At 44.2% G+C, this 19,013-nt stretch carries 14 protein-coding genes; 6 read left to right on the plus strand and 8 right to left on the minus strand.

Features of this window, described 5'->3' with window-relative positions; all coding sequences use genetic code 11:
* Positions 1-184: 184 nt before the first annotated feature.
* Both AC3E9V_RS03110 and AC3E9V_RS03115 read right to left on the minus strand, forming a co-directional pair.
* Positions 185-1,372 (minus strand): phosphoglycerate kinase, encoded by a 1,188-nt coding sequence (locus tag AC3E9V_RS03110; protein WP_488751726.1) that lies wholly within the window; start codon positions 1,370-1,372, stop codon positions 185-187.
* 141 nt (positions 1,373-1,513) lie between these two features.
* Positions 1,514-2,473, minus strand: a complete 960-nt coding sequence (locus AC3E9V_RS03115; RefSeq protein ID WP_488751727.1) for an L-threonylcarbamoyladenylate synthase — start codon at positions 2,471-2,473, stop codon at positions 1,514-1,516.
* 88 nt (positions 2,474-2,561) lie between these two features.
* On the opposite strand from AC3E9V_RS03115, the gene AC3E9V_RS03120 reads away from it, so the two are divergent.
* Entirely contained in the window at positions 2,562-2,717 is a 156-nt protein-coding gene (locus tag AC3E9V_RS03120) for a hypothetical protein (protein ID WP_488751728.1), read from the plus strand.
* Positions 2,718-2,731: 14 nt separating this feature from the next.
* On the opposite strand, the gene AC3E9V_RS03125 is transcribed toward AC3E9V_RS03120, so the two are convergent.
* Genes AC3E9V_RS03125 through AC3E9V_RS03140 form a run of 4 tightly spaced genes read right to left on the minus strand, consistent with a single transcriptional unit; the run spans position 2,732 to position 10,781 of the window.
* Positions 2,732-5,566, minus strand: coding sequence for a FlgD immunoglobulin-like domain containing protein (locus tag AC3E9V_RS03125; RefSeq protein ID WP_488751729.1), 2,835 nt, complete (start codon positions 5,564-5,566; stop codon positions 2,732-2,734).
* Positions 5,566-5,925 carry a carboxypeptidase-like regulatory domain-containing protein gene (locus AC3E9V_RS03130; RefSeq protein ID WP_488751730.1) on the minus strand — a complete coding sequence of 120 codons (360 nt, stop codon included), beginning with the start codon at positions 5,923-5,925 and terminating at the stop codon, positions 5,566-5,568. The genes AC3E9V_RS03125 and AC3E9V_RS03130 overlap by 1 nt, the downstream gene beginning before the upstream one ends.
* Before the next feature lie 27 nt (positions 5,926-5,952).
* A complete protein-coding gene (locus tag AC3E9V_RS03135; RefSeq protein WP_488751731.1) occupies positions 5,953-6,540 on the minus strand; it encodes a hypothetical protein in 588 nt (195 codons plus the stop codon).
* 8 nt (positions 6,541-6,548) lie between these two features.
* Entirely contained in the window at positions 6,549-10,781 is a 4,233-nt protein-coding gene (locus AC3E9V_RS03140; RefSeq protein WP_488751732.1) for a PKD domain-containing protein, read from the minus strand.
* A gap of 249 nt (positions 10,782-11,030) precedes the next feature.
* Between AC3E9V_RS03140 and AC3E9V_RS03145 the strand changes: the two genes are divergently transcribed.
* The 4 genes from AC3E9V_RS03145 to AC3E9V_RS03160 all read left to right on the plus strand — a co-directional run bounded on the left by AC3E9V_RS03145 (position 11,031) and on the right by AC3E9V_RS03160 (position 15,716).
* Positions 11,031-12,101, plus strand: a complete 1,071-nt coding sequence (locus AC3E9V_RS03145; RefSeq protein ID WP_488751733.1) for a PorP/SprF family type IX secretion system membrane protein — start codon at positions 11,031-11,033, stop codon at positions 12,099-12,101.
* 72 nt (positions 12,102-12,173) lie between these two features.
* Positions 12,174-12,395, plus strand: coding sequence for a hypothetical protein (locus AC3E9V_RS03150; RefSeq protein WP_488751734.1), 222 nt, complete (start codon positions 12,174-12,176; stop codon positions 12,393-12,395).
* Between the two features lie 146 nt (positions 12,396-12,541).
* Entirely contained in the window at positions 12,542-14,872 is a 2,331-nt protein-coding gene (locus tag AC3E9V_RS03155; RefSeq protein ID WP_488751735.1) for a TonB-dependent receptor, read from the plus strand.
* The gene (locus AC3E9V_RS03160; protein ID WP_488751736.1) at positions 14,856-15,716 is read left to right on the plus strand and encodes a DUF4249 domain-containing protein; all 861 of its coding nucleotides are present in this window, start codon (positions 14,856-14,858) and stop codon (positions 15,714-15,716) included. The genes AC3E9V_RS03155 and AC3E9V_RS03160 overlap by 17 nt, the downstream gene beginning before the upstream one ends.
* A 75-nt stretch (positions 15,717-15,791) precedes the next feature.
* Here the strand turns inward: AC3E9V_RS03160 and AC3E9V_RS03165 are convergent, their stop codons facing one another.
* Positions 15,792-17,117 carry a hypothetical protein gene (locus AC3E9V_RS03165; RefSeq protein ID WP_488751737.1) on the minus strand — a complete coding sequence of 442 codons (1,326 nt, stop codon included), beginning with the start codon at positions 17,115-17,117 and terminating at the stop codon, positions 15,792-15,794.
* 210 nt (positions 17,118-17,327) lie between these two features.
* Between AC3E9V_RS03165 and AC3E9V_RS03170 the strand changes: the two genes are divergently transcribed.
* Complete coding sequence (locus AC3E9V_RS03170) at positions 17,328-18,569, plus strand: M48 family metallopeptidase (protein WP_488751738.1); 1,242 nt, start codon at positions 17,328-17,330, stop codon at positions 18,567-18,569.
* Here the strand turns inward: AC3E9V_RS03170 and AC3E9V_RS03175 are convergent.
* The gene (locus tag AC3E9V_RS03175) at positions 18,566-18,970 is read right to left on the minus strand and encodes a DUF1761 domain-containing protein (protein ID WP_488751739.1); all 405 of its coding nucleotides are present in this window, start codon (positions 18,968-18,970) and stop codon (positions 18,566-18,568) included. The genes AC3E9V_RS03170 and AC3E9V_RS03175 overlap by 4 nt on opposite strands.
* Between the last annotated feature and the right edge of the window lie 43 nt (positions 18,971-19,013).

The following is a 19,013-nucleotide window of genomic DNA, read 5'->3' on the forward strand; positions in this document are numbered from 1 at the left end:
TTTTTTATCAATTCAATGTCAGATAGTTACGGGGTTTTTCAGACCTGAACAATGCTGGCTGAAGGTTTAGCTTAATCTTTTATTCGGTTAAGTGCGACAATCAACAGGTTGAGTATCAGGCAAAAAAAAGGAGTGGAATTCTCATCCACTCCTCCAGACAATCCTCAATAAAGTCTGGTTTGTTTTATTCTTCCAGGGCTGCTACTCCTGGCAAAACTTTTCCTTCCATATACTCCAGCAGCGCCCCGCCACCGGTAGATACATAGGATACCTTATCACCATATCCGAGGTTGTTTACAGCAGAAGCCGAGTCTCCACCTCCAATCAATGAAAAACCTCCTTTTTCTGTGGCTTTGACTACTGACTTGGCTATAGCTTCAGTACCTACTGCAAATGCAGGGAATTCAAAAACACCCATCGGGCCGTTCCATAAGATGGTTTTGGAGTTTTCAATGGTCTCAGCAAAAAGTTTTACTGATTCCGGACCAATATCAAGTCCCTGCCAGTCATCAGGGATTTCACCGGCCTTCACGGTTTCTTTCTTTGCGTCCTTATTGAAGTCATCGGCTATGACCGTATCTACCGGAAGGATCAGGTTAACACCTTTTTCTTTAGCTTTAGCTTCCAACTCTTTAGTGAGATCCATTTTATCAGCTTCAAGAAGAGACTGACCTATCTTCCCACCCCTGGCTTTGGAGAATGTGTAGGACATACCTCCACCAATGATCAGGTTATCAGCTACATCCAGCAAGCGGTCGATGATCAATATCTTATCCGAGACTTTTGCTCCACCCATAATGGCCGTGAAAGGGCGGTTAGGGCTGCCTAAAACCTTCCTGGCATTTTCAAGCTCATGCTTCATGACATAGCCACAGCATTTGTCATTAAAAAACTTTGCAGCGATGGTTGTAGAAGCGTGAGCTCTGTGTGCAGTACCGAAGGCATCATTTACATAGATATCACCAAGTGCCGCCAGTTTTTCAGCAAATGCTTCATCTCCTTTAGTTTCCTCAGCATAGAATCTGACATTCTCAAGGAGAAGAACCTCCCCATTTCCAAGGTTTTTGGATTTTTCCTGTGCATCTTCCCCTACACAATCATCCGCAAATTGCACCTGAACGCCTAATTTATCACTAAGGTTTGGTATGATGTGTCTGAGAGAAAATTTGTCCTCAGGACCACTTTTTGGTCTGCCCAAATGACTCATGAGTATACATGAACCACCCTCATCAATTATTTTCTTAATAGTAGGTACAGCTGCTTTGATCCTTGTTTCGTCAGTAACTTTCTGGTTTTCGTTCAGAGGCACGTTGAAGTCCACTCTGATTAATGCCTTACGGTTCCTGAAATTGAAATCATCTATTGTTTTCATGATACTCTGTTCTAAAATCTTCTATACATTAATACAAAGGCAATAGGTTGCAAACCAATAGCTTAGTTCCGTTAGTTAATTTTTGTGCTAAGTTGTTTTATCTGGGATAAAAAGCAAAGCCTAAGCGCACATATTGTTTAATTATTGAGCAGCAGCTCGATTCAGGCGATCATTAATGGCTTTTCCAAGCCCTTCATCGGGAAATCGTTCTGTCAGAATGTAGTCTACCTGAAGGCTATCCATTTCCCTCAAAGCCCAAAATAAGCGACTTGCAGCTTCATCCAGATTTTTATCTTTTGACAAAATGATCTGGTGCTTGACTGGGATTTCGTCGAATTCCCGGTAAAAGCTTATAACGCCAACTTTTCTGCGTTGGTATTCCCTGAGTAGATAATCTATTTTGCCAACCACTACCTTTTTACCAGGGGCATAGTGGGATTTTAACATCCCGGGAGCTATAGGATCAGAACTTTTATTCAGCCTGAGCCTGACCCGGCCAACTACAGCCTCTATGTCTTCTGTTTTTTTGCCACCCAGGCGGTAGATAATCGGATTTTCCGCTTCATCAAAACCTACAATGGTAGACTCTATCCCTACTTCACACGTGCCGCCATCCAGAATATAAGGGATTTTTGCTCCCAGTTGATCATTCACATGTTTTGCAGTGGTAGGGGATACATAGCCAAAAGGATTGGCGCTGGGTGCTGCAAGCGGAAAATCCAGGTTTTTTAACAGCTCAAGGGTTAAGTTGTGCCTGGGCATTCGCACGGCCATGTCAGGCAGACCCGAGGTAAGCAGGTCAGATACATTTGGTTTTTTCTTCAGAAGCAGAGTAAGTGGTCCGGGCCAGAAAGCTTTGGTGAGTTGCAGGGCTTTGGTCGGCAGATGGTCTACGTACTCTGTAATCTTGTCTAGCGAATCTGTATGTGCGATCAGTGGATCGAATTTAGGTCGGTTTTTTACCTTGTATATTGAAAGAATAGCCCTTTCATCAAGAGCATTGCCGGCAAGGCCATAAACGGTCTCTGTCGGGATTCCTACCAGTTCCCCTGACTCCAGCAGTCTTTTTGCTTCTTTTATATCACTTCCGATGGTCGCCATATACGGTGGAGATTTATGGCACAATTATCTTCAAATTTCTTGACAACTTATATGAGCTTTTTATATTTACTTAGATAATCGGCACGATATGAACAAAAGTACAAGAAACACCCTTCGTTTTATCTCTGTAATCATTGTATTAGCGCTGGTGCTAATGCAACTGAATGTAATACCTGACCTGCTTAACTATAAGTTCTGGTTTATGGTGGTAGCGTATGCATTGGCCTTACTGACCTTCAAATAGTCAGTATTGAGCTACTACGGCTTATAAATAATCCGTTTGCTGCGCTGTTTATTTTTATAATGCATGACATAGTGGTACACCCCAGGCTTAACGCGTACTCCGGATGTATTGGTGCCGTCCCAGATGATTCTGCTGGTACCGGCAAACTGTGGCCCCCAAAGTAGATTCTTTATCAGCTTCCCCTGACTGTCAAAGAGATCGATTTTTACCGTTCCATCTTTGGGGATGTTAAATTCTATATAAGTCTCATCGCGAAAAGGGTTGGGGTAGTTTTGTGTAACTACAATGTCAGGGTCTGGTTGTGGTTGATTGATCAGGTCTCTTCTGTTTTCAATAAACGTCCTGAATGTGCCGCTACCATGGCTGGCTATAACAAGTCTTCCGTCAATAGGACGGTAATCAAGCATTGTAATAACCGCATTTCCGATCACTTCTTCTGCTTCCCTGGTCCATACACCTGTATTTTGATCGGTAGTAGAGTATAGTCCTGTACTTGTGCCTGCGAAATATTCAATACCATCTGTGGTCGGGATGATCTCTGCCCATCTTACACTAGGGCCCGCTCCGATACCGTCAGGCGATTCCTCCAGGTTCCCACTGATGTCTTCAAAATTTTCTCCTCCGTCTTCAGTCATAAAGATTGAAGGTATGTTGTAATTCGAAAATGTAACCAGAAAGTGGTTGGCATTTTCCGGGTTGATTGCGATGCATGATATATGACCTTTGTCAGGGAAGACATCGTGGAACCGGAACCTCACTTCCGGATTGATTGACGATGCCTGAGACACAATAGCAATTCGAGGAGTTTCCTCAAACGTTCCTGCAATCAATGTATCTCCATTATTGGACTTGGCTAAGGCAGAATAAAATCCACTGCTCACCCTGGATCCGTTTATTTCCGTCCAGTTTACCTGAGTGGGTTTTTGGGAGCCTCCAGGTACCTGAAGGATGTTTTCATTTCGCCAAAGGACATCTCCACCTGTGAAGAAAACTCTGTTGGCATTTTCAGGATCCAGGAGAAAAGGGTTTATGAAAAGCACCGATACATCCTCTCCTGCTCCTACAGGGTCCACCCGGGCAAAGGATGTAAGCTGCTTATTTTCATTTAGCGTAAGCCTGTATACCTGCCCTCGCTGAAAGGAGGTATAGAACAGGTCCTGGTTGGGGGCTATCGCCGCATAACCACCGTCCCCTCCAAGCAGCCGGGTCCAGTTGGGGCTTTCTATGTCTGCGCCATCCCTCAGGTAAGATCCGTTATCCTGCATGCCACCAATAATGGCGTCAGTGGCTTCATCATGCTGTTGGGAAATGGTATAAAACTGTGAGGTGATGTATCCACGGTTCAGGCTGGACCAGGAGATGGAGTCAGCTAAGTTGTTAGTTGTCTTTCTCAGGCCACCATCATTGCCTGAGATCATCTCATTGGGGTCTGAGGGATAAAAAAGCAGTAAATGCTGATCCGGGTAATGGTCCGGGTATACCGCTCCGGTGTTAGACGGGTTATAACCACCGATCCAGTCTGTGGCATTGTTGGTTATGAAGCCAGTAGCGGATCGGTACAGGTTTGTGCCACCCAGGAAAATCACATTTTCTTCTTCAGGGTGACCCTGAATGACCATATTGTATCCTCCCTGTGTATCCAGGTCGCCAAACTGGCCACCCTTAGCGGGTATGTTACCAGATAAATTTTCCCAACACTGACTATTAGGTGTGCCTGTAAGATATTTTTCCAGGTCAAATCTCCATAGTTGGATTAGCTCGGTTCCGGTAGCAACAGCTTGCAAGGTATAGAAATAGGCCTTTTCCTCACTGGCAGAAAGCCCCATGACAGTTCTTTCATGGTAAGATGGAAAACCCGGAGGAGTAATCTCAGTCCAGGTTTCTCCATTGGGAGAAAAGTAAAATCCTGCTGACTGTGCCAGCACTTCTTGATTACAATCTCCGTTGAAAGTTGAGGTTAAACTACTTAATGCTGCAAAAAACTGCCCTGAGCTGGTTTTCTTTAAAGAAGTATGAAAAGGGGCTGTTGAGCAGTTGAGGTCGGTGTCTTCTGGTAAATTGGTCAGGTCCTGTCCAAGAACTACTTCCCATAAGGTGCCTCCGTCTACGGAACGCAGAATGCCCCCATAAGCAGCCACAAGTATTTCATCTTCATCCGGATTGGTATGATTTACCTCGATACCAGAGATGTATTGGAGTTGATTGAAAAAGTTTTGAGGAGCGGTAGCAGCCTGAGGGGTCAATAGTTGCCAGGACTCGGTGTTATCGGTGGATTTATACAGGCCAACTCCCCGGTAAGGTGCTGCCAGGCTTCGGGCTGAGTTGCCGGTAAGCTCCCCGGTCCCATAATACCATGTATCTTCCTTTCCTGCCCTTGTGTCCTGCGCAAGGCTGGTTACACTATTCCTGTTTCGGGTATCAGATTTTCTCTCCCAGGACTGTCCTCCGTTGGTCGTTTTCCAGATTCCGCCTGAGACCCCTCCGGAAACCATGGTTTTTTCGTCTCTTACATCAAAGGCTGCTGCCCGGGTTCGTCCACCCACATTAAATGGTCCGGCGGGCAGGTATTCTCTTTGTGATATCCTTAAGTTTTTTTGCCTGAAGTAGGCTTCCCTGCCAGGTATTTCTTTTGAAAATTCAACTTCTCGTTCTCTTATTTCATATGGGATTTGGCCAGTAGCCGGATCCGCCAGGCGGAGCACCTCATAATTGGTTCTTCCTTTCAGGTCTTCTTCTACATATACCTCGGAGGGTTGATTAATGAGTGGGAAAGAATAAAAGGGGACAAATGAGTCTGTCCCCTTTATAAATGTTAAAGCGAAAATCAGTAGTAATTGATTTTTCTTCACTATTCTATTACCGTATTTACTTTGTTAAGCTTACCTTCTGCGAGCTCTCCTGTGACCACACCCTCTCCATTATTATTCATGTCGTCTTTTCTGGCATCCAAAAAGTATGACTTGGGCTCCACCTCTTTGAAGGTAACTCTTCCTTTTTTATCAGAAACGGCCGAATCTACCGGGTTTTCTGAGCTTCTGTAGTCTGCTTCATTACCATAGATAGTCACTGTGGCGCCCTCTACAGGGTTACCGAGACCATCTATTACCGTGATCCGTAGTTTTGTTGGAAGGAGCTGCTCGTCTGCTGAGTTAAAGGAAAGCAAGCCTATCAAAAGGATAGATGTGATGATATAAAGTACGTATTTCATATTTTTCATAAATTTAATTGCACTGGTCTAATTTAGTTCAAACAAATATTTAGCCAAACTTTCAAAATCCTCTGCTTTTGCATACGAACGATCGTTGTAGATGTTGGCCATGAGTTTTAAAAAGCTGGGCTTGTCATCGATCAGAATATGTTCGATCAGGACGTTGCCAAATCGCTGGTTAATGGGGACCTGATCATCTAAAACAGGTTTTAAATAATGTTTTTCCCGGGTTTCAATGAATGATCCCTTGTCTATGATGGTTACATCGCTATTTGATCTTTTGTAGCCGATTTTTTCTACTGAATCCGCAAACCAGTCAAAAAGGTATTGAAATTCATTTTCATCCATCTCTTCCTTATGAAAAGAGATAGCAAACCCATTCGAATATTGAGATTTTAACAGGTGAACTTCAGGTTTTTGGGCTACACCTTTAGATTTCAGGTAATAAGCCGCGGATATTTCCCGCAGTGTATTTGAGTGACTTGGCGAGTGATTCCAAAAATCATATTTGGTCAGGTAGTTGTCACTTCTTTTGATCAACTCATGTACAAGAAGGTTTGTTTTCTGATCCTTCCTGGGAAAAAGTGTTTGATATACCTGATCAAAAAATGACATATTCTACTTTACTTAACAACCGTTACAGAGCCGTACTGTTCGAGTGTCCCTGCTTCAGGCTCCAAAGAGCTGGTAAATAGCATCCTGTATGCAAAGGTGCCGGGACTTACAAGGCTCCCCTGGAAAGTGCCATCCCACCGAAAATCCTTTGTATCAGAGTAATACACCAGATCTCCCCAGCGATTGTAAATGAAGATCTCAAACTGATCTACGTACTGGTTGGGAAAAGCAAAAAACTCTTCATTCTGGGCGTTTCCGTTGGGGCTAAATGCATTTGGCACGAAAATTCTCCTGAAGCACTCGTCAGTTACTGAAAGCGTTACCGTATCCGTCTGAATGCAGTTTGGAGGAGCCACATCTCTCACTTCCACATAATACGTACCACTGTCGAGATCATCAATCGTAAAAACTCTGGTTGTCAGGTCTTCTGTAGAGCTGAAAACGTTGAATCCTGAAGAATTGGTCACATTGATATCTACAGTGGCAGGAAGGTCGTTTAAAAAATTGATCGAAATATCGCTTGTTCGGGCACAGTCATTTAAGGCATTGGCTTGAATGTCAAAAGGAGCATTGTCTTCAAGCTGTAAGACCTGCGTATTGACACAACCATTCACCGTATTGGCGATTCTGGATGTATAAGTACCGGATGGTAGATTTGTAAATGGAGGGGTTGTGCCTGGTCCGTCAAATGTAAACGGCCCATCGCTTACAGGTCCCTGCAGGTCATAACTGAAGCTTCCGGAAGAACCAATATCCAGCTGAAATGATCCATTGTTTTGGCCACATTCAGGCGGTACTACATTACTCTGACTGGCTACCGGAGCTGATTGCACAGTGATTTCCACCGTATCACTGTAGACACATCCGGTGAAGGTATTGGTAAACTCAACGGCATAACTGAAAGTGCCTGCTATGCTGGTGTTTACCTGCTGTGTTCTCTGGTCTCCTACCACCACACCGTTACGGGTCCATGTATAGACATTGCCAGCTACGTTTGCGTCCAGCACTACGGTATCATTCTGACAAAGTAAGCGGTCCTGGCCCAGATCAATAAATGTTTCGTTATCGGCTACAAAAACAGTCAGGGTATCTGAGCTACAGCCATCATCATTGATGATAGCTACATCTACCACTGCAGGAGCGCTGAAAGTGACTGAGCGGGTCGTATCACCTGTAGACCAATAGTAATTCAGATCCTGACGATCCTCATCCCAGGCAAAGAGTGTTACACTTCCTCCACATAGCGCGGTGTCCTCCGGCACCATAGGTTCTTCAGGAATGGAAAACACCTCTATAGTTTCTGTTAAGATTGAATCTACATCGCATCGGTTTCTTAATGTAAGTTCTACGATGTAAGTGCCGGGAGTGGTGTAAACATGAGTAGTATCCGGGCTATCTAAGAATCCTGTAGCAGCGCCATCCCCGAAATCCCACCTGTAAGTTTCAATGGATGAGTCCCTTCCCGTACCTGAAAACTGGGTTTCAAGGCCAGCACAGGCGATGGTAGTGGACATGCTTGGTTGCTGAGGTGATGTGCCTGATATCTGGGTAAAGTTGGGAAGGCCTAATCTGGAAGTTCTGCCTGCGAGTGTCACCCCGGATGCCTCGGCAAATGAAGCCATCATATCATCTGCATCCGGATTGCTGATGGATCCTACATCAGTTTGCCCATCGATAGCCATGTATATAACTCCGTCCGGCCCCATTTGCAGTGCTCCGTAATTCGGGGTACTGTTGGGGTATTCAAATTTAGTAGCTTCAATATTTGCAGCCGGGTTCTGTGAATTCAGGCTGTCAAGATCATACTGCAGGAGTTTGGAGTTTGCTCCGGTGGTGGTGATATATAGCTTGAGGCCACTACCAGAAAACTCAAGTCCATAAGCTGACGATCCGGGCTCCTGAATATCAATCAGTCGGGGGTTACTGACCTCACCGGTGTTGATATCAAAATCAGAAAGCTCTACATAATTGGGATTATCCGGAATCAGTGTGGCAACCAGGTCTAATGTGGGTGAAAATTTCATATACCCGGTAGCATTGGGCTCCTCTTCAAAAGCATGAATTTCACCTGATGAAGAAAACACCGCAAAACTCAATCCGAAGTTGCTGATCTGGTAGGCTCTGAAGGTGTTGTTTCCATACTCATGAAGCATCAGAACCGGCGTGCCCCCAAATCCGGTCGCTGTTACCCGCTCAGTACTGCACTCCACCAGGGGCACGTCTTTGATCATCACCTGACCTTTTGCCGTGTCACCTTTCATGTCCACGATAGACATCCTGGTGTTGAAAGTGAAGTCCCCATAGACTTCTTCCGTGGTGAAGATGTAAAACAGCGTCTCATCATCCGAAAAAGGCAAAATGATGGCTGACTGGGCAGCTGTACTGTCTCCACCGATATTCATGCCATTGGCCATAATCTCATGGTCCTTATTCCAGACGGTGGAGCCGTTGGTATAGAAAAGCAGATCACCATTTATGTCCGAAATGGTGGCGCAACCTTCGGGCGAAAACATCAAATTGGCATCTGTGATGGGGACCGGGGCCCCAAGAGAAAAGTCGAGTCCGGCCATCTCCCCAAAATACCATTGATTGTATACCTGTGATTGTACACCGTATTCTGTAACCACAATATCATCAAAGGTGGTACAACCCGATGCTGTTGTCACCTCCACCCAATAAGTGCCGGCAGTGTCTACCTCTATGGTTTCAGAGGTTTCGCCTGTACTCCAGACATAGCCCAGGGCGCCATCTACTCCCGGGTCCAGCTCAAGTACTTCATCCACACATATGGTAGTATCGTTGCCCAGGTCAGCCGTATCAGCGGTCAGAATCGCTACGTTTTCCGTGTACGATTGGGTTATTCCATTTAGCTCTACGGTAAGGGTGACCGGGTAGGATCCTTGTTGCACGTACTCGTGTATAGGAGCAGGTCCGATTCCTCCGGATTGATCACCAAAGTCCCAGAAGTAGTTTTGGGGCAATGGATCTACCAAAGCGGCAAATTTCGTGGTGCTATTCAGACACGAGTCAAAGTAGGTGAAGCTGAGATTGAAAAAATCAGGTGGCAGGTACGCAGGAGCAAATTGTGGAAACTGCTGTCCGTTGAAGTTAGCATCAAAAACAAGGCTGTCGTACATGATACCTACTGCAACAGTGCTGTCCGGCCGGTTGATCCTTCCCAACCTGAATGGTGAGGTGGCATCATTGAGCTGATACAGGTGATAAATTCGCCCATCAATACCACGCTTAAGTCCATAGCTTCTGAAGATGGAATACGGTAGAGCCTGATTGACAGGAATGGGGACATTCACCGTGTCAGCGAGGTTTACCTGGTATAAGTTTCCTGCATTTGTACCGTCCCCGGTTCTGGAGATATAAAGTTTGCTGCCATCATTGGACCACTCCACATCAAATACCACTGTAGAGCTTGTGTCGGGGAATCCTGTATTTTGAACGGAACGATTAAAAGTTAGTGCTCCGGTCGCATTGTCAAAATCCATTAACATGACGTTACGGTTAGCTCCTTTTGGAGCCACGGCTATCAGAGAGTCTCCAAGGTTTGCAAACTGAACCGCTTCAAATCCAGGGTTGCCTGCAGGGAAAACATTGTATTGAACAGTTGCTCCCACACCAATATTGTCGATTTGGGTCACCCGAAATACAAAAGAAGTTTGATCCTGGGTCAGCAGCCAGAAGCTTTGTCCGTCTGCGCTTTCGATAATGGCCATTCCCTCTGATGGATTACTCACTCCAAAAGGTTGATTGAACGAGGTGACATCTCCACGCGGAAACTGAGGAATTGTTCCATTCCCCTGTACTGATGCGTCTACCACGCTGTATTCTACCTCAGTACCATTGTTAGTGAAGAGATAATATTGGTCGCTGTTGTCTGGAAAAGGACAGGCTACCACGGGCTGATTGATGGTAGGGTCGCCATTGAGTAACGTTCCTCCGGCTACAGCCGGTACCAGGTTATGTGTGGCATCATACACCCGCTGACCATCAGAGTAGAAGAGTAGGTTTCCTTTAAGCTGATCTACAATTACTGCCGATCCTCCAGTACCAAAAGGTGTAGCCTGGTTGGTTTCGAGACTTGCTGTACGTCCGCTTCTATCAATTACAAAGTTTTCTACAGAGTTTCCGAAATACCATTGAGTTTCGGTAATATTCTGAGCGAAGGTTGCAAGGCTGATAGCATGCAATAATCCTGTAAGGGCACCTGTTTTTAACAAATTCTTCATGAAACGCTACAGTTCTCTTCTGTGGATTTTCCACTGTCGCAACACCGTGTAAAATTAACCTAAATTATACACAATGAATGCAACTTACCTTAAGGCGGGTTTGTTAGCTTTTTACTTTTGTCTTTTACTTTACTCAGGACATAGCTACCCCATCATAAGCATAATGTTGCTTACAGTAAAATACTAACGAGTAACTTTACGTTACATTACGTAGTTTAGCAATTAAATTTTAACGCAGTTACTATCAATTTGATCACTTCTGCTTCATATAACTGTATCCGGTCATTCTCCCGATTCACACTTCTGGCGTTTGTTTTTGGTTTTTTTATATCAAACGATGCCCAGGGCCAGGACCCTCAATTTTCGCAATATTATGCGGCTCCTTTATACCTGAATCCCGGGTTGGTAGGGATTAATCAAAAAGGCAGGGCAGGGGTGAATTATCGAAACCAGTGGCCTTCCATTGATGCAAACTTTGAGACGTATTCCTTTTATATAGATTATTATTTTGAAGACCAGTTTAGTGCTGCCGGACTCATTGTAAATACAGATCAGGAAGGGCTGGCCGGTCTGCGATCTACCAATGTTGGTCTGCAGTATGCCTACCAGGTAAGTCTCACTCATCAATGGACCTTTAGGCCTGGCGTAGAGGTATCATATTATTGGCGAGATCTGAATTTCAGTGAGCTCACCTTTGGTGACCAGTTTGACAATACGGGCCAGGTACGGCCAATAACGGATGAAACCTTTGATACCGGTCTGAATGCGCGTTTTTTTGACCTGGCTTTCGGGGGTATCTTATTCGGCAAACAGATCTGGGTGGGAGCAGCCATGCACCATATTCTGGAGCCCAATCAGTCTTTGACCGGAGGCGATTCCAGGCTCCCCAGAAAGTTTTCGCTTCATGGGGGGTATAAAATCCCGTTTACCCAGCTAAGCATGAGGGCACGACCTCATCCGGATGGCAAAGAGCGCAGCATGACACCATCCTTCAACTATAAACAGCAGGGGGAGTTTAAACAGCTGGATGTTGGAGTTTATTTCACACTGGAACCGATACTGCTTGGTGCTTGGTATCGTGGTTTGCCTATAGATGGGTTTGAAGGAACTAAAAACAGTGAATCCATCATTAGTATGGTAGGTGTGAATATCAATAACCTGACATTTGGTTATAGCTTCGATTATACTGTTTCTGACCTGGGGATTGGTAGTGGAGGAGCCCATGAGATATCACTGATCTATACTTTCAATCTTGCACCTCCCAACAAGCCACCTCGCGAAGTAAGGGAGCTGAGATGTCCGGTACCGTTTATTTTTTAGAAATGAAGGAGCGGTTTGGTGCTTATGTATTATGAAAGGTTTATAGTATTTTTGGTTTTAGACCAATAAAAGATGGATAAATCATTAAACCAGATCGGCAAATTGCGACACGAGATGAAAATTGGCTTCATCGAGCTGGAAAATCAGGTGCAATCTGGTAGTGACAAGATGCAAGTAGGATTGGATAAGCTAAGGGATGAACTGAAGCAGTCTAATGAACTTTTCATAAAGACTATGGACAAATTTAGCAAAAAACGTAGAAGCAGGCTTTCTGGCTGTGGAGGGAGCCATTGAACAAGACCTCAAAGACATCAGAGCCGAGTTATCCGACATCAAAAAGCGCCTGCACCAGGGTAATCTATAGATTAAGCAAAGTTTTTTTATGAGTCTACCATATTAGGTCTTCCTTTTTAGGGTAGATATGATATTTTTGGTCTGTTATGATCAGAATCTGTCTGTTGCTTCAGTTACTTTTATTTAACTGGATACTTTATGCTCAAAATCGGGTAGAATGGCAGGTGACAGGTGATGATGATAGGCCCTTAGTTGGTGCGTCTATTATTACAGGATCGGGGCATGTCTTCATTACGGATGAGGATGGTTTAGCATCCTCGATTTTTAAAGATTCCATCCTGTCATATACAATTTCTTTTGTTGGCTTTAGATCAGTTAGTGACACGCTTTCCCTGGCGGGAGACATCAGTCTTGCAGTAAAAATGGAGCCACAAGAGGTTATGATAGGGGAGGTCACGGTGTCCGGCAATAAGCTCGAAAACCAACTGGCCCAGGCACCAGGGCTTATCAGTTTTGGGATTGAAGCTACTTCTGATCTTCCTTACCTGCTTGGAGAACAGGATCCGGTAAAGTTTATCCAAACGCAGACGGGTGTATCTACAGGCACTGACGGTAACAATGGTTATTACGTTCGTGGAGGAGGTATTGACCAAAACATGATCCAACTGGATCATATAGAGCTTTATAATACGAATCACCTCTTTGGCTTCTTTTCCACATTTAATGCGAATGCAATAAACCGGGTAGATTTTTTAAAAAGCGGATACCCAGCTCATACCGGAGGTCGACTTTCATCCATAATGGAGATCAATACCATCAATCCTGATGTGGAAAAGGTATCCGGAAGTTTAGGACTCAGTCTTTTGGCAGCTAATGTTAACCTCGAGGTACCAGTCGTCAAGGAACGATCTTCGATGCTTTTATCTGTACGAAAATCTTACGTGGATCTGATCACACAAAATCTTTTTCCGGAAGGAGGAGAGGTTCAAAGGAGGACCGATTATACTTTTTCGGATATTATCTGGAAATATTATCATCAGGTTGGTCAAAGTCACCGAATTACCCTGACTGGTTTTGCGGGTTCTGATGATTATGCTTATCAAAGTAATCGGTCATTTGCTAATATCATTCAGTGGAATACGTATAACCTTGGCGGAAGCTGGAAGTGGATCATCAGCCCTAACCTCGATGCTGAAGTTTATATAAACGGGGGACGGTACAATCAGCGTTTTCTCACAGAGATCAGTAACTATGAGGTGGACCTTCGATCGTATATAGCCAGTTGGAAAGCAGGGGTCAACGTAGCTTATGCAACAGGACGTCATCAGTTTACATTTTCGGGTGAGATGAACAAACGGACTTTTCGTCCCACACAGGTGACCATTAATACCGGGAATGATGAATATTCGCTTGCAGAAGCTGTACGGTTACCAGCAATTGAAGGAGCAATTTCTATTGATGATCAGGTAGACATCAATGAGAAGGTTCGTATAGGAATAGGGTTGCGATTGAGTGGGTTTGCTCAGGTAGGTCCATTTACTCGTTACGAAACCACCGAAAACAATCTAGCAAGTGATTCTACATTTTATAAAAATGGATCTATTGTTGCTCATTATTTAAATCCGGAGCCCCGCTTTCATGCTACCTACCTCCTGACCCCTGCAGCTTCCATGAAAATGTCGTATGATCGGAATTTTCAGTACATCCATCTTTCGCCATTGAGTTCTGTTTCTCTCCCTACGGATATATGGGTGCCCAGTTCAGATAAAATACAGCCACAAAGTGCCCATCAATTTACCCTTGGCTATTTCAGGATCTTGGAAAAGCATAACGTAAAATTTTCGTGTGAAATCTTTTTCAAACTTCTGGACAATCAATTGGAGTACAGAAACGGAGCGATTGCAGGGTACTCGGATAGCAAGAATTTTGACGATGATTTTATTTTTGGAAAGGGTAGATCCTATGGGGCAGAGTGGTCATTAGAGCGTAATGAAGGTGCTTTTAAATACCAGGTGAATTATACGTTGGGGAAAACAGAACGGATCTTCTCTGATTTGAATGAGGGCAGATCTTTCCCCGCCAAATACGATAGGAGACACGACCTAAATCTGGTAGGCAGTTATGAGCTTGGGAACTGGACATTTTCAGGGTTATTCAAGCTGAGTAGTGGCAATGCGTTGACATTACCCGTTGCAAAATATGTGATCAATGAAAGGGTGGTAAGCGAGTATTCGTCAAGAAATGCGTTTCGCATGCCCACCTATCACCGTCTGGATCTTGCCGCATCCGTTCATCCCCGTGGAAATGAGCAGGTGACCTGGTCTTTTTCTGTTTACAATGTTTACAACAGGGAAAATCCATACTTTATCTACTTTGATGTGCAGGGAAACGTGGAAGAGTATTCGCTTGATATCAACCTGGAGAAGGTTTCCCTTTTTCCGGTACTACCGTCTGTGAGCTATGAGTACAAGTTTTAGGATCATATCGATGTTTTTGGCCCTAATCTTCAGCAGTTGTTATTCACTGGAAGATGAGATCGGCTCTACCGACACTAAATTGGTGGTGGATGGATACATAGAGCAGGGGGAGTTTCCTGTGGTGTATCTAACACTTACTTCCGGTTTTTACGAAGCAGTGGATTCCACCAGCTTGCTGGACCTGGTAGTAACGACCGCACGAGTAGCCGTTTCTGATGGAGAAGAGGAAGAAGTTTTGACTCTTTTCAGAAATACCGAGTACTTTCCACCCTATTATTATCGTGGGACAAGTCTGAGGGGAGAAGATGGTAAAACCTATACACTAGAGGTGCGAAGCAGGGGAGAAACTTATACTGCCGAAACCACTATTCCTCAGCCACAGGAGCTGGACAGTGTCTGGTTTGAGCAGGATGCTGAAGTGGATACATTAGGTAATCTATGGATCCGGTTGTCTGATGATCCTTCAGAGCAAAATTATTACCGATATTTTACCCGGATTATTGGGGAAGAGGAGAAATTTTCTCCTGCCTTTCAATCAACCCTTTCTGATCGGGCATTTGATGGTATTTCATTTAGTCATCCCGTGCTGAAAAACCCGAAATCTTATTCGGATATCGGGGACGATGTGTTGTTTACAAAGGGAGATTCCATTCACCTTCGGTTCTGTACACTGGATAGGGCTCATTTTGAATTTTGGAGGACATTGGAGCGGGAGCTTTATACTGCAGGTAATCCGTTTGGATCATCAGGGAATGAGGTGGCCTCTAACATAGTGGGTACCAGGCCTGCTTTAGGGATTTGGGGTGGATATGGAGTTACATACTACCGGATAAGGCTGAAATAAAAAAACGCTGACAGGATTCCCCATCAGCGTTTTAACATTTTTTTAACTAAAACCTTTTACAAGATAGCTGATCAATTACAGGTCACCAAAATCTACATCTTCCAGATCTTCGTGGATGTCCTCTTCGATCTGATGGATCAGGTTATTGATAGCATCCTCCAGCTCTTCAAAGCCTGTGGCAAGGAAGTCTTCCACATCCACTTTACTTTCATCTTCGAAGACCATGCGGGCACCGTATTCAATGTAATGCCAGTCTTCGTCGGTTTCCGTATAAGTATACCATTCTACATCTGCTGCAGGTTTTCCTGTATCTACATAGGTTAGCTTCAGGCTGGCATACTCGTTCAGTGCATTCTCCATTAGTGTAGCATTTGCTTCCAGGTCCGGCTTCTCTTCGTCCGAATCACTATACTCATCTTCAAAATCCTCACCGCCTACTTCGTTGTAAAGGTTGGCAAATTGTAGGTCAGCGCTGAATTTCAGGTTGAGCAGGGTCATGGAGAAGTTCCCGTTATTGACTACCTCAGTAGGGTCTCCTGATTCGTCTGCACCTTCGATCGCCTCATCTGAGAAATCTCCGTTCACTTCCGAGCTCACTTCGATAAGTGTTTTGCTGGCGTTTGAAAGGTTTACAGTAGCTCCGATTTTTGTATCTGTATTGGTCAGGTCAACAGATAAGCTGTAGTCATTGAGGGTGAGTTCGGTTTCTACGGATTCAGGTACTCCTTCATCGTTGTAATCGATCACGAACCCATAGGTCATTTCAGTGGTGCCATCCACCTTCAGCTCTACATCGAGCGTGGTAGGCAGGTCACCTTCGTATTCCTCATCTATAGGATTTGCAATAGTGGTACCCGTATAGTTGCTCAGGATAAGGGAAGCATTGTTGGAAGCCCCTCCTTCTGTCGAAGGGTAGTTGAAAATAACTTCGTCTTCACTATCATCTGTGAAATCAAATTCCTCAGTATCCGGATTCCACTCATAGGTTCCCGTGCTTTCATCAAACAGTTCCTGCAGGGAAGTAAACTCATCCTCTTCCGGCTCCTGGTTAAGTCGATGGGCCTGATGACCGAATTCTATTGCTGTGATCCTTCCATTTGCAAAAGCAACAATGTTTTTGGCCATGCGTTTCACACTTCCTGATCCTGTTACTCTTCCTCCTTCGGGGTCTTCCTCATCTTCCTCTAGTAATAATCCAAAAGCTGTAAGCGACTGAACACTGCTGGTCTCTTGCAGTGTAGCCATTTCATTAAAAAACTCTACTCCAATATTCTGGATCAGTGCTTTGTTGTCTTCCGGTGTTAGTGGTTCATCCACTTTGCCGTCTTTTGTGTCTTCTCCACAGTTTGTGAGAAAACCCAGTACTCCTAAAACAGAGATTAAAAAAAATACTCTTTTCATAATGATTAAACGGATTAAGATTTATAATGCAATTATAGTTTCGTTTTTTGTCAAAAACCATACCACAAATAGGGGATTTTTACTTTGACGCGTTCAGTTATCTATTAGTTGGAATAGGAATTAATTTTCCACTAGATTTTTTTAATTAATCGGGTGTAACATCTTAAGAAACTTTTTATATCCCGGAAAGGAAAACCTTACTTTTGCACTATGACCGAGCAGACCATCTTTATTCTTTTACTGGCTATTATCGCTTTTGACTTTGCGCTTGAGCGTGTTTTGCATTATCTGAATTCAAAAAGTGCCAAAAAGAAAATACCGGAAGAGCTGGAAGGTATTTACGATGAAGAAAAGTATGCCCGATCTCAGCAGTATCATAAAACCACGTCAAGGTTTGGGATGCTAACGGCTACTTTCAGCTTCATACTGACTTTTGCTGCTATCTATTTTGGGTGGTTTGGGCTGCTCGATAAGTGGCTGAGGAGCTTTTCACCTTTTGCACCGGTCACCACCCTGTTGTTTTTTGGAGTGCTCTTCATTATTTCAGATGTTATCACTACACCGTTTTCCTGGTATCAGCAGTTTGTGATTGAGGAGAGGTTTGGGTTTAACAAGATGACCCAAAAAACCTTCTGGATGGATAAGCTAAAAGGGTATCTGCTGACGATTATCATTGGGGGTATTCTGCTTTCGCTGCTTATATACCTGGTGATGACCATGGGCAGTGGATTTTGGATTTACTTCTGGATAGCTATTACCATTTTTATCCTTTTTCTCAATGTTTTTTATACATCGCTTCTTTTGCCGTTGTTTAATAAACTCACTCCGCTTGAAGATGGTGAGCTTAAAGAAGCCATTCAGCAGTATAGTGATAAGGTAAATTTCCCGCTGAAAAACATTTACGTAATGAATGGTTCTAAAAGGTCAAGCAAGGGAAATGCTTTTTTCTCTGGTTTGGGTAAGCGGAAAAAGGTGGTGCTTTTTGATACGCTGATTGAGAAGCATACTGTGCCTGAGCTGACGGCCATTTTTGCTCACGAAGTTGGACATTACAAAAAGAAGCATATTATTCTGGGGACAGCCATCAGTATCATCACAACGGGGTTGATGTTGTACCTGCTTTCACTGATGATCTACGACAGTGAGGTGAGCTGGGCGATGGGAGGAGAGATTTCTTCTTTACATCTCAATATGCTTGCTTTTGGTATTCTTTATACACCCATTTCCAGGATATTAGGGTTAATAGGTAATGCGCTCAGCCGTAAAAATGAATACGAGGCTGATGAGTATGCAGTGACTACTTATGATGGAAAGCCGCTTATAGAGGGGTTAAAAAAACTGAGTAGTGACCATCTTTCAAACCTAACTCCACATCCGGCATATGTCTTTGTGCACTACTCCCACCCGCCGCTACTGCAACGAGTGAGAGCCATGCAAGGGAAAAAGAATTAATGCCAGGCGCCAAGAATGGCGCCCATCATCGTAAATGCTACCGTATGGTACCCTGCATCAATGGCCCAGTGCCGGAAGTTTTTTCGGTCGAAGAGGTAGGTGACGCCCATGGCAAATCCTACCCAGCCAAGTCCGGCAGCCAGTCCGGCAAAAATGCCAAAAGTCACATTAGCCTCAGTACCAATAAAGGCGGCCAGGTTAAAGGCCATAATGGCCTCCAGAATAAAGGCCGAACCGAGGATCTTACCCATTCCGCCTTTCAGATCCTCTTCAGTAAACTTATTTTCGGCCATCCAGGCTTTTCCAAAAAGAAAAGGAGCATACCATACGCTGCCCAGCAAAAAAGTACTGGCCGCCGCAACAAATATGGCGAGATAGTTAAGTTGTGATAGATCAGTCATGATTTTAAGATTAGTTTTCAACCAAGCTAAATGCTTATTTTTA

Source organism: Marinoscillum sp. HNIBRBA16962 (assembly GCF_057801515.1).

Coding starts and splice junctions, on each gene's coding strand:
- AC3E9V_RS03110 (WP_488751726.1), bottom strand. CDS start 1,372: ATGAAAACAATAGATGATTTCAATTTCAGGAACCGTAAGGCATTAATC.
- AC3E9V_RS03115 (WP_488751727.1), bottom strand. CDS start 2,473: ATGGCGACCATCGGAAGTGATATAAAAGAAGCAAAAAGACTGCTGGAG.
- AC3E9V_RS03120 (WP_488751728.1), top strand. CDS start 2,562: ATGAACAAAAGTACAAGAAACACCCTTCGTTTTATCTCTGTAATCATT.
- AC3E9V_RS03130 (WP_488751730.1), bottom strand. CDS start 5,925: ATGAAATACGTACTTTATATCATCACATCTATCCTTTTGATAGGCTTG.
- AC3E9V_RS03135 (WP_488751731.1), bottom strand. CDS start 6,540: ATGTCATTTTTTGATCAGGTATATCAAACACTTTTTCCCAGGAAGGAT.
- AC3E9V_RS03140 (WP_488751732.1), bottom strand. CDS start 10,781: ATGAAGAATTTGTTAAAAACAGGTGCCCTTACAGGATTATTGCATGCT.
- AC3E9V_RS03150 (WP_488751734.1), top strand. CDS start 12,174: ATGGATAAATCATTAAACCAGATCGGCAAATTGCGACACGAGATGAAA.
- AC3E9V_RS03155 (WP_488751735.1), top strand. CDS start 12,542: ATGATCAGAATCTGTCTGTTGCTTCAGTTACTTTTATTTAACTGGATA.
- AC3E9V_RS03160 (WP_488751736.1), top strand. CDS start 14,856: ATGAGTACAAGTTTTAGGATCATATCGATGTTTTTGGCCCTAATCTTC.
- AC3E9V_RS03165 (WP_488751737.1), bottom strand. CDS start 17,117: ATGAAAAGAGTATTTTTTTTAATCTCTGTTTTAGGAGTACTGGGTTTT.
- AC3E9V_RS03170 (WP_488751738.1), top strand. CDS start 17,328: ATGACCGAGCAGACCATCTTTATTCTTTTACTGGCTATTATCGCTTTT.
- AC3E9V_RS03175 (WP_488751739.1), bottom strand. CDS start 18,970: ATGACTGATCTATCACAACTTAACTATCTCGCCATATTTGTTGCGGCG.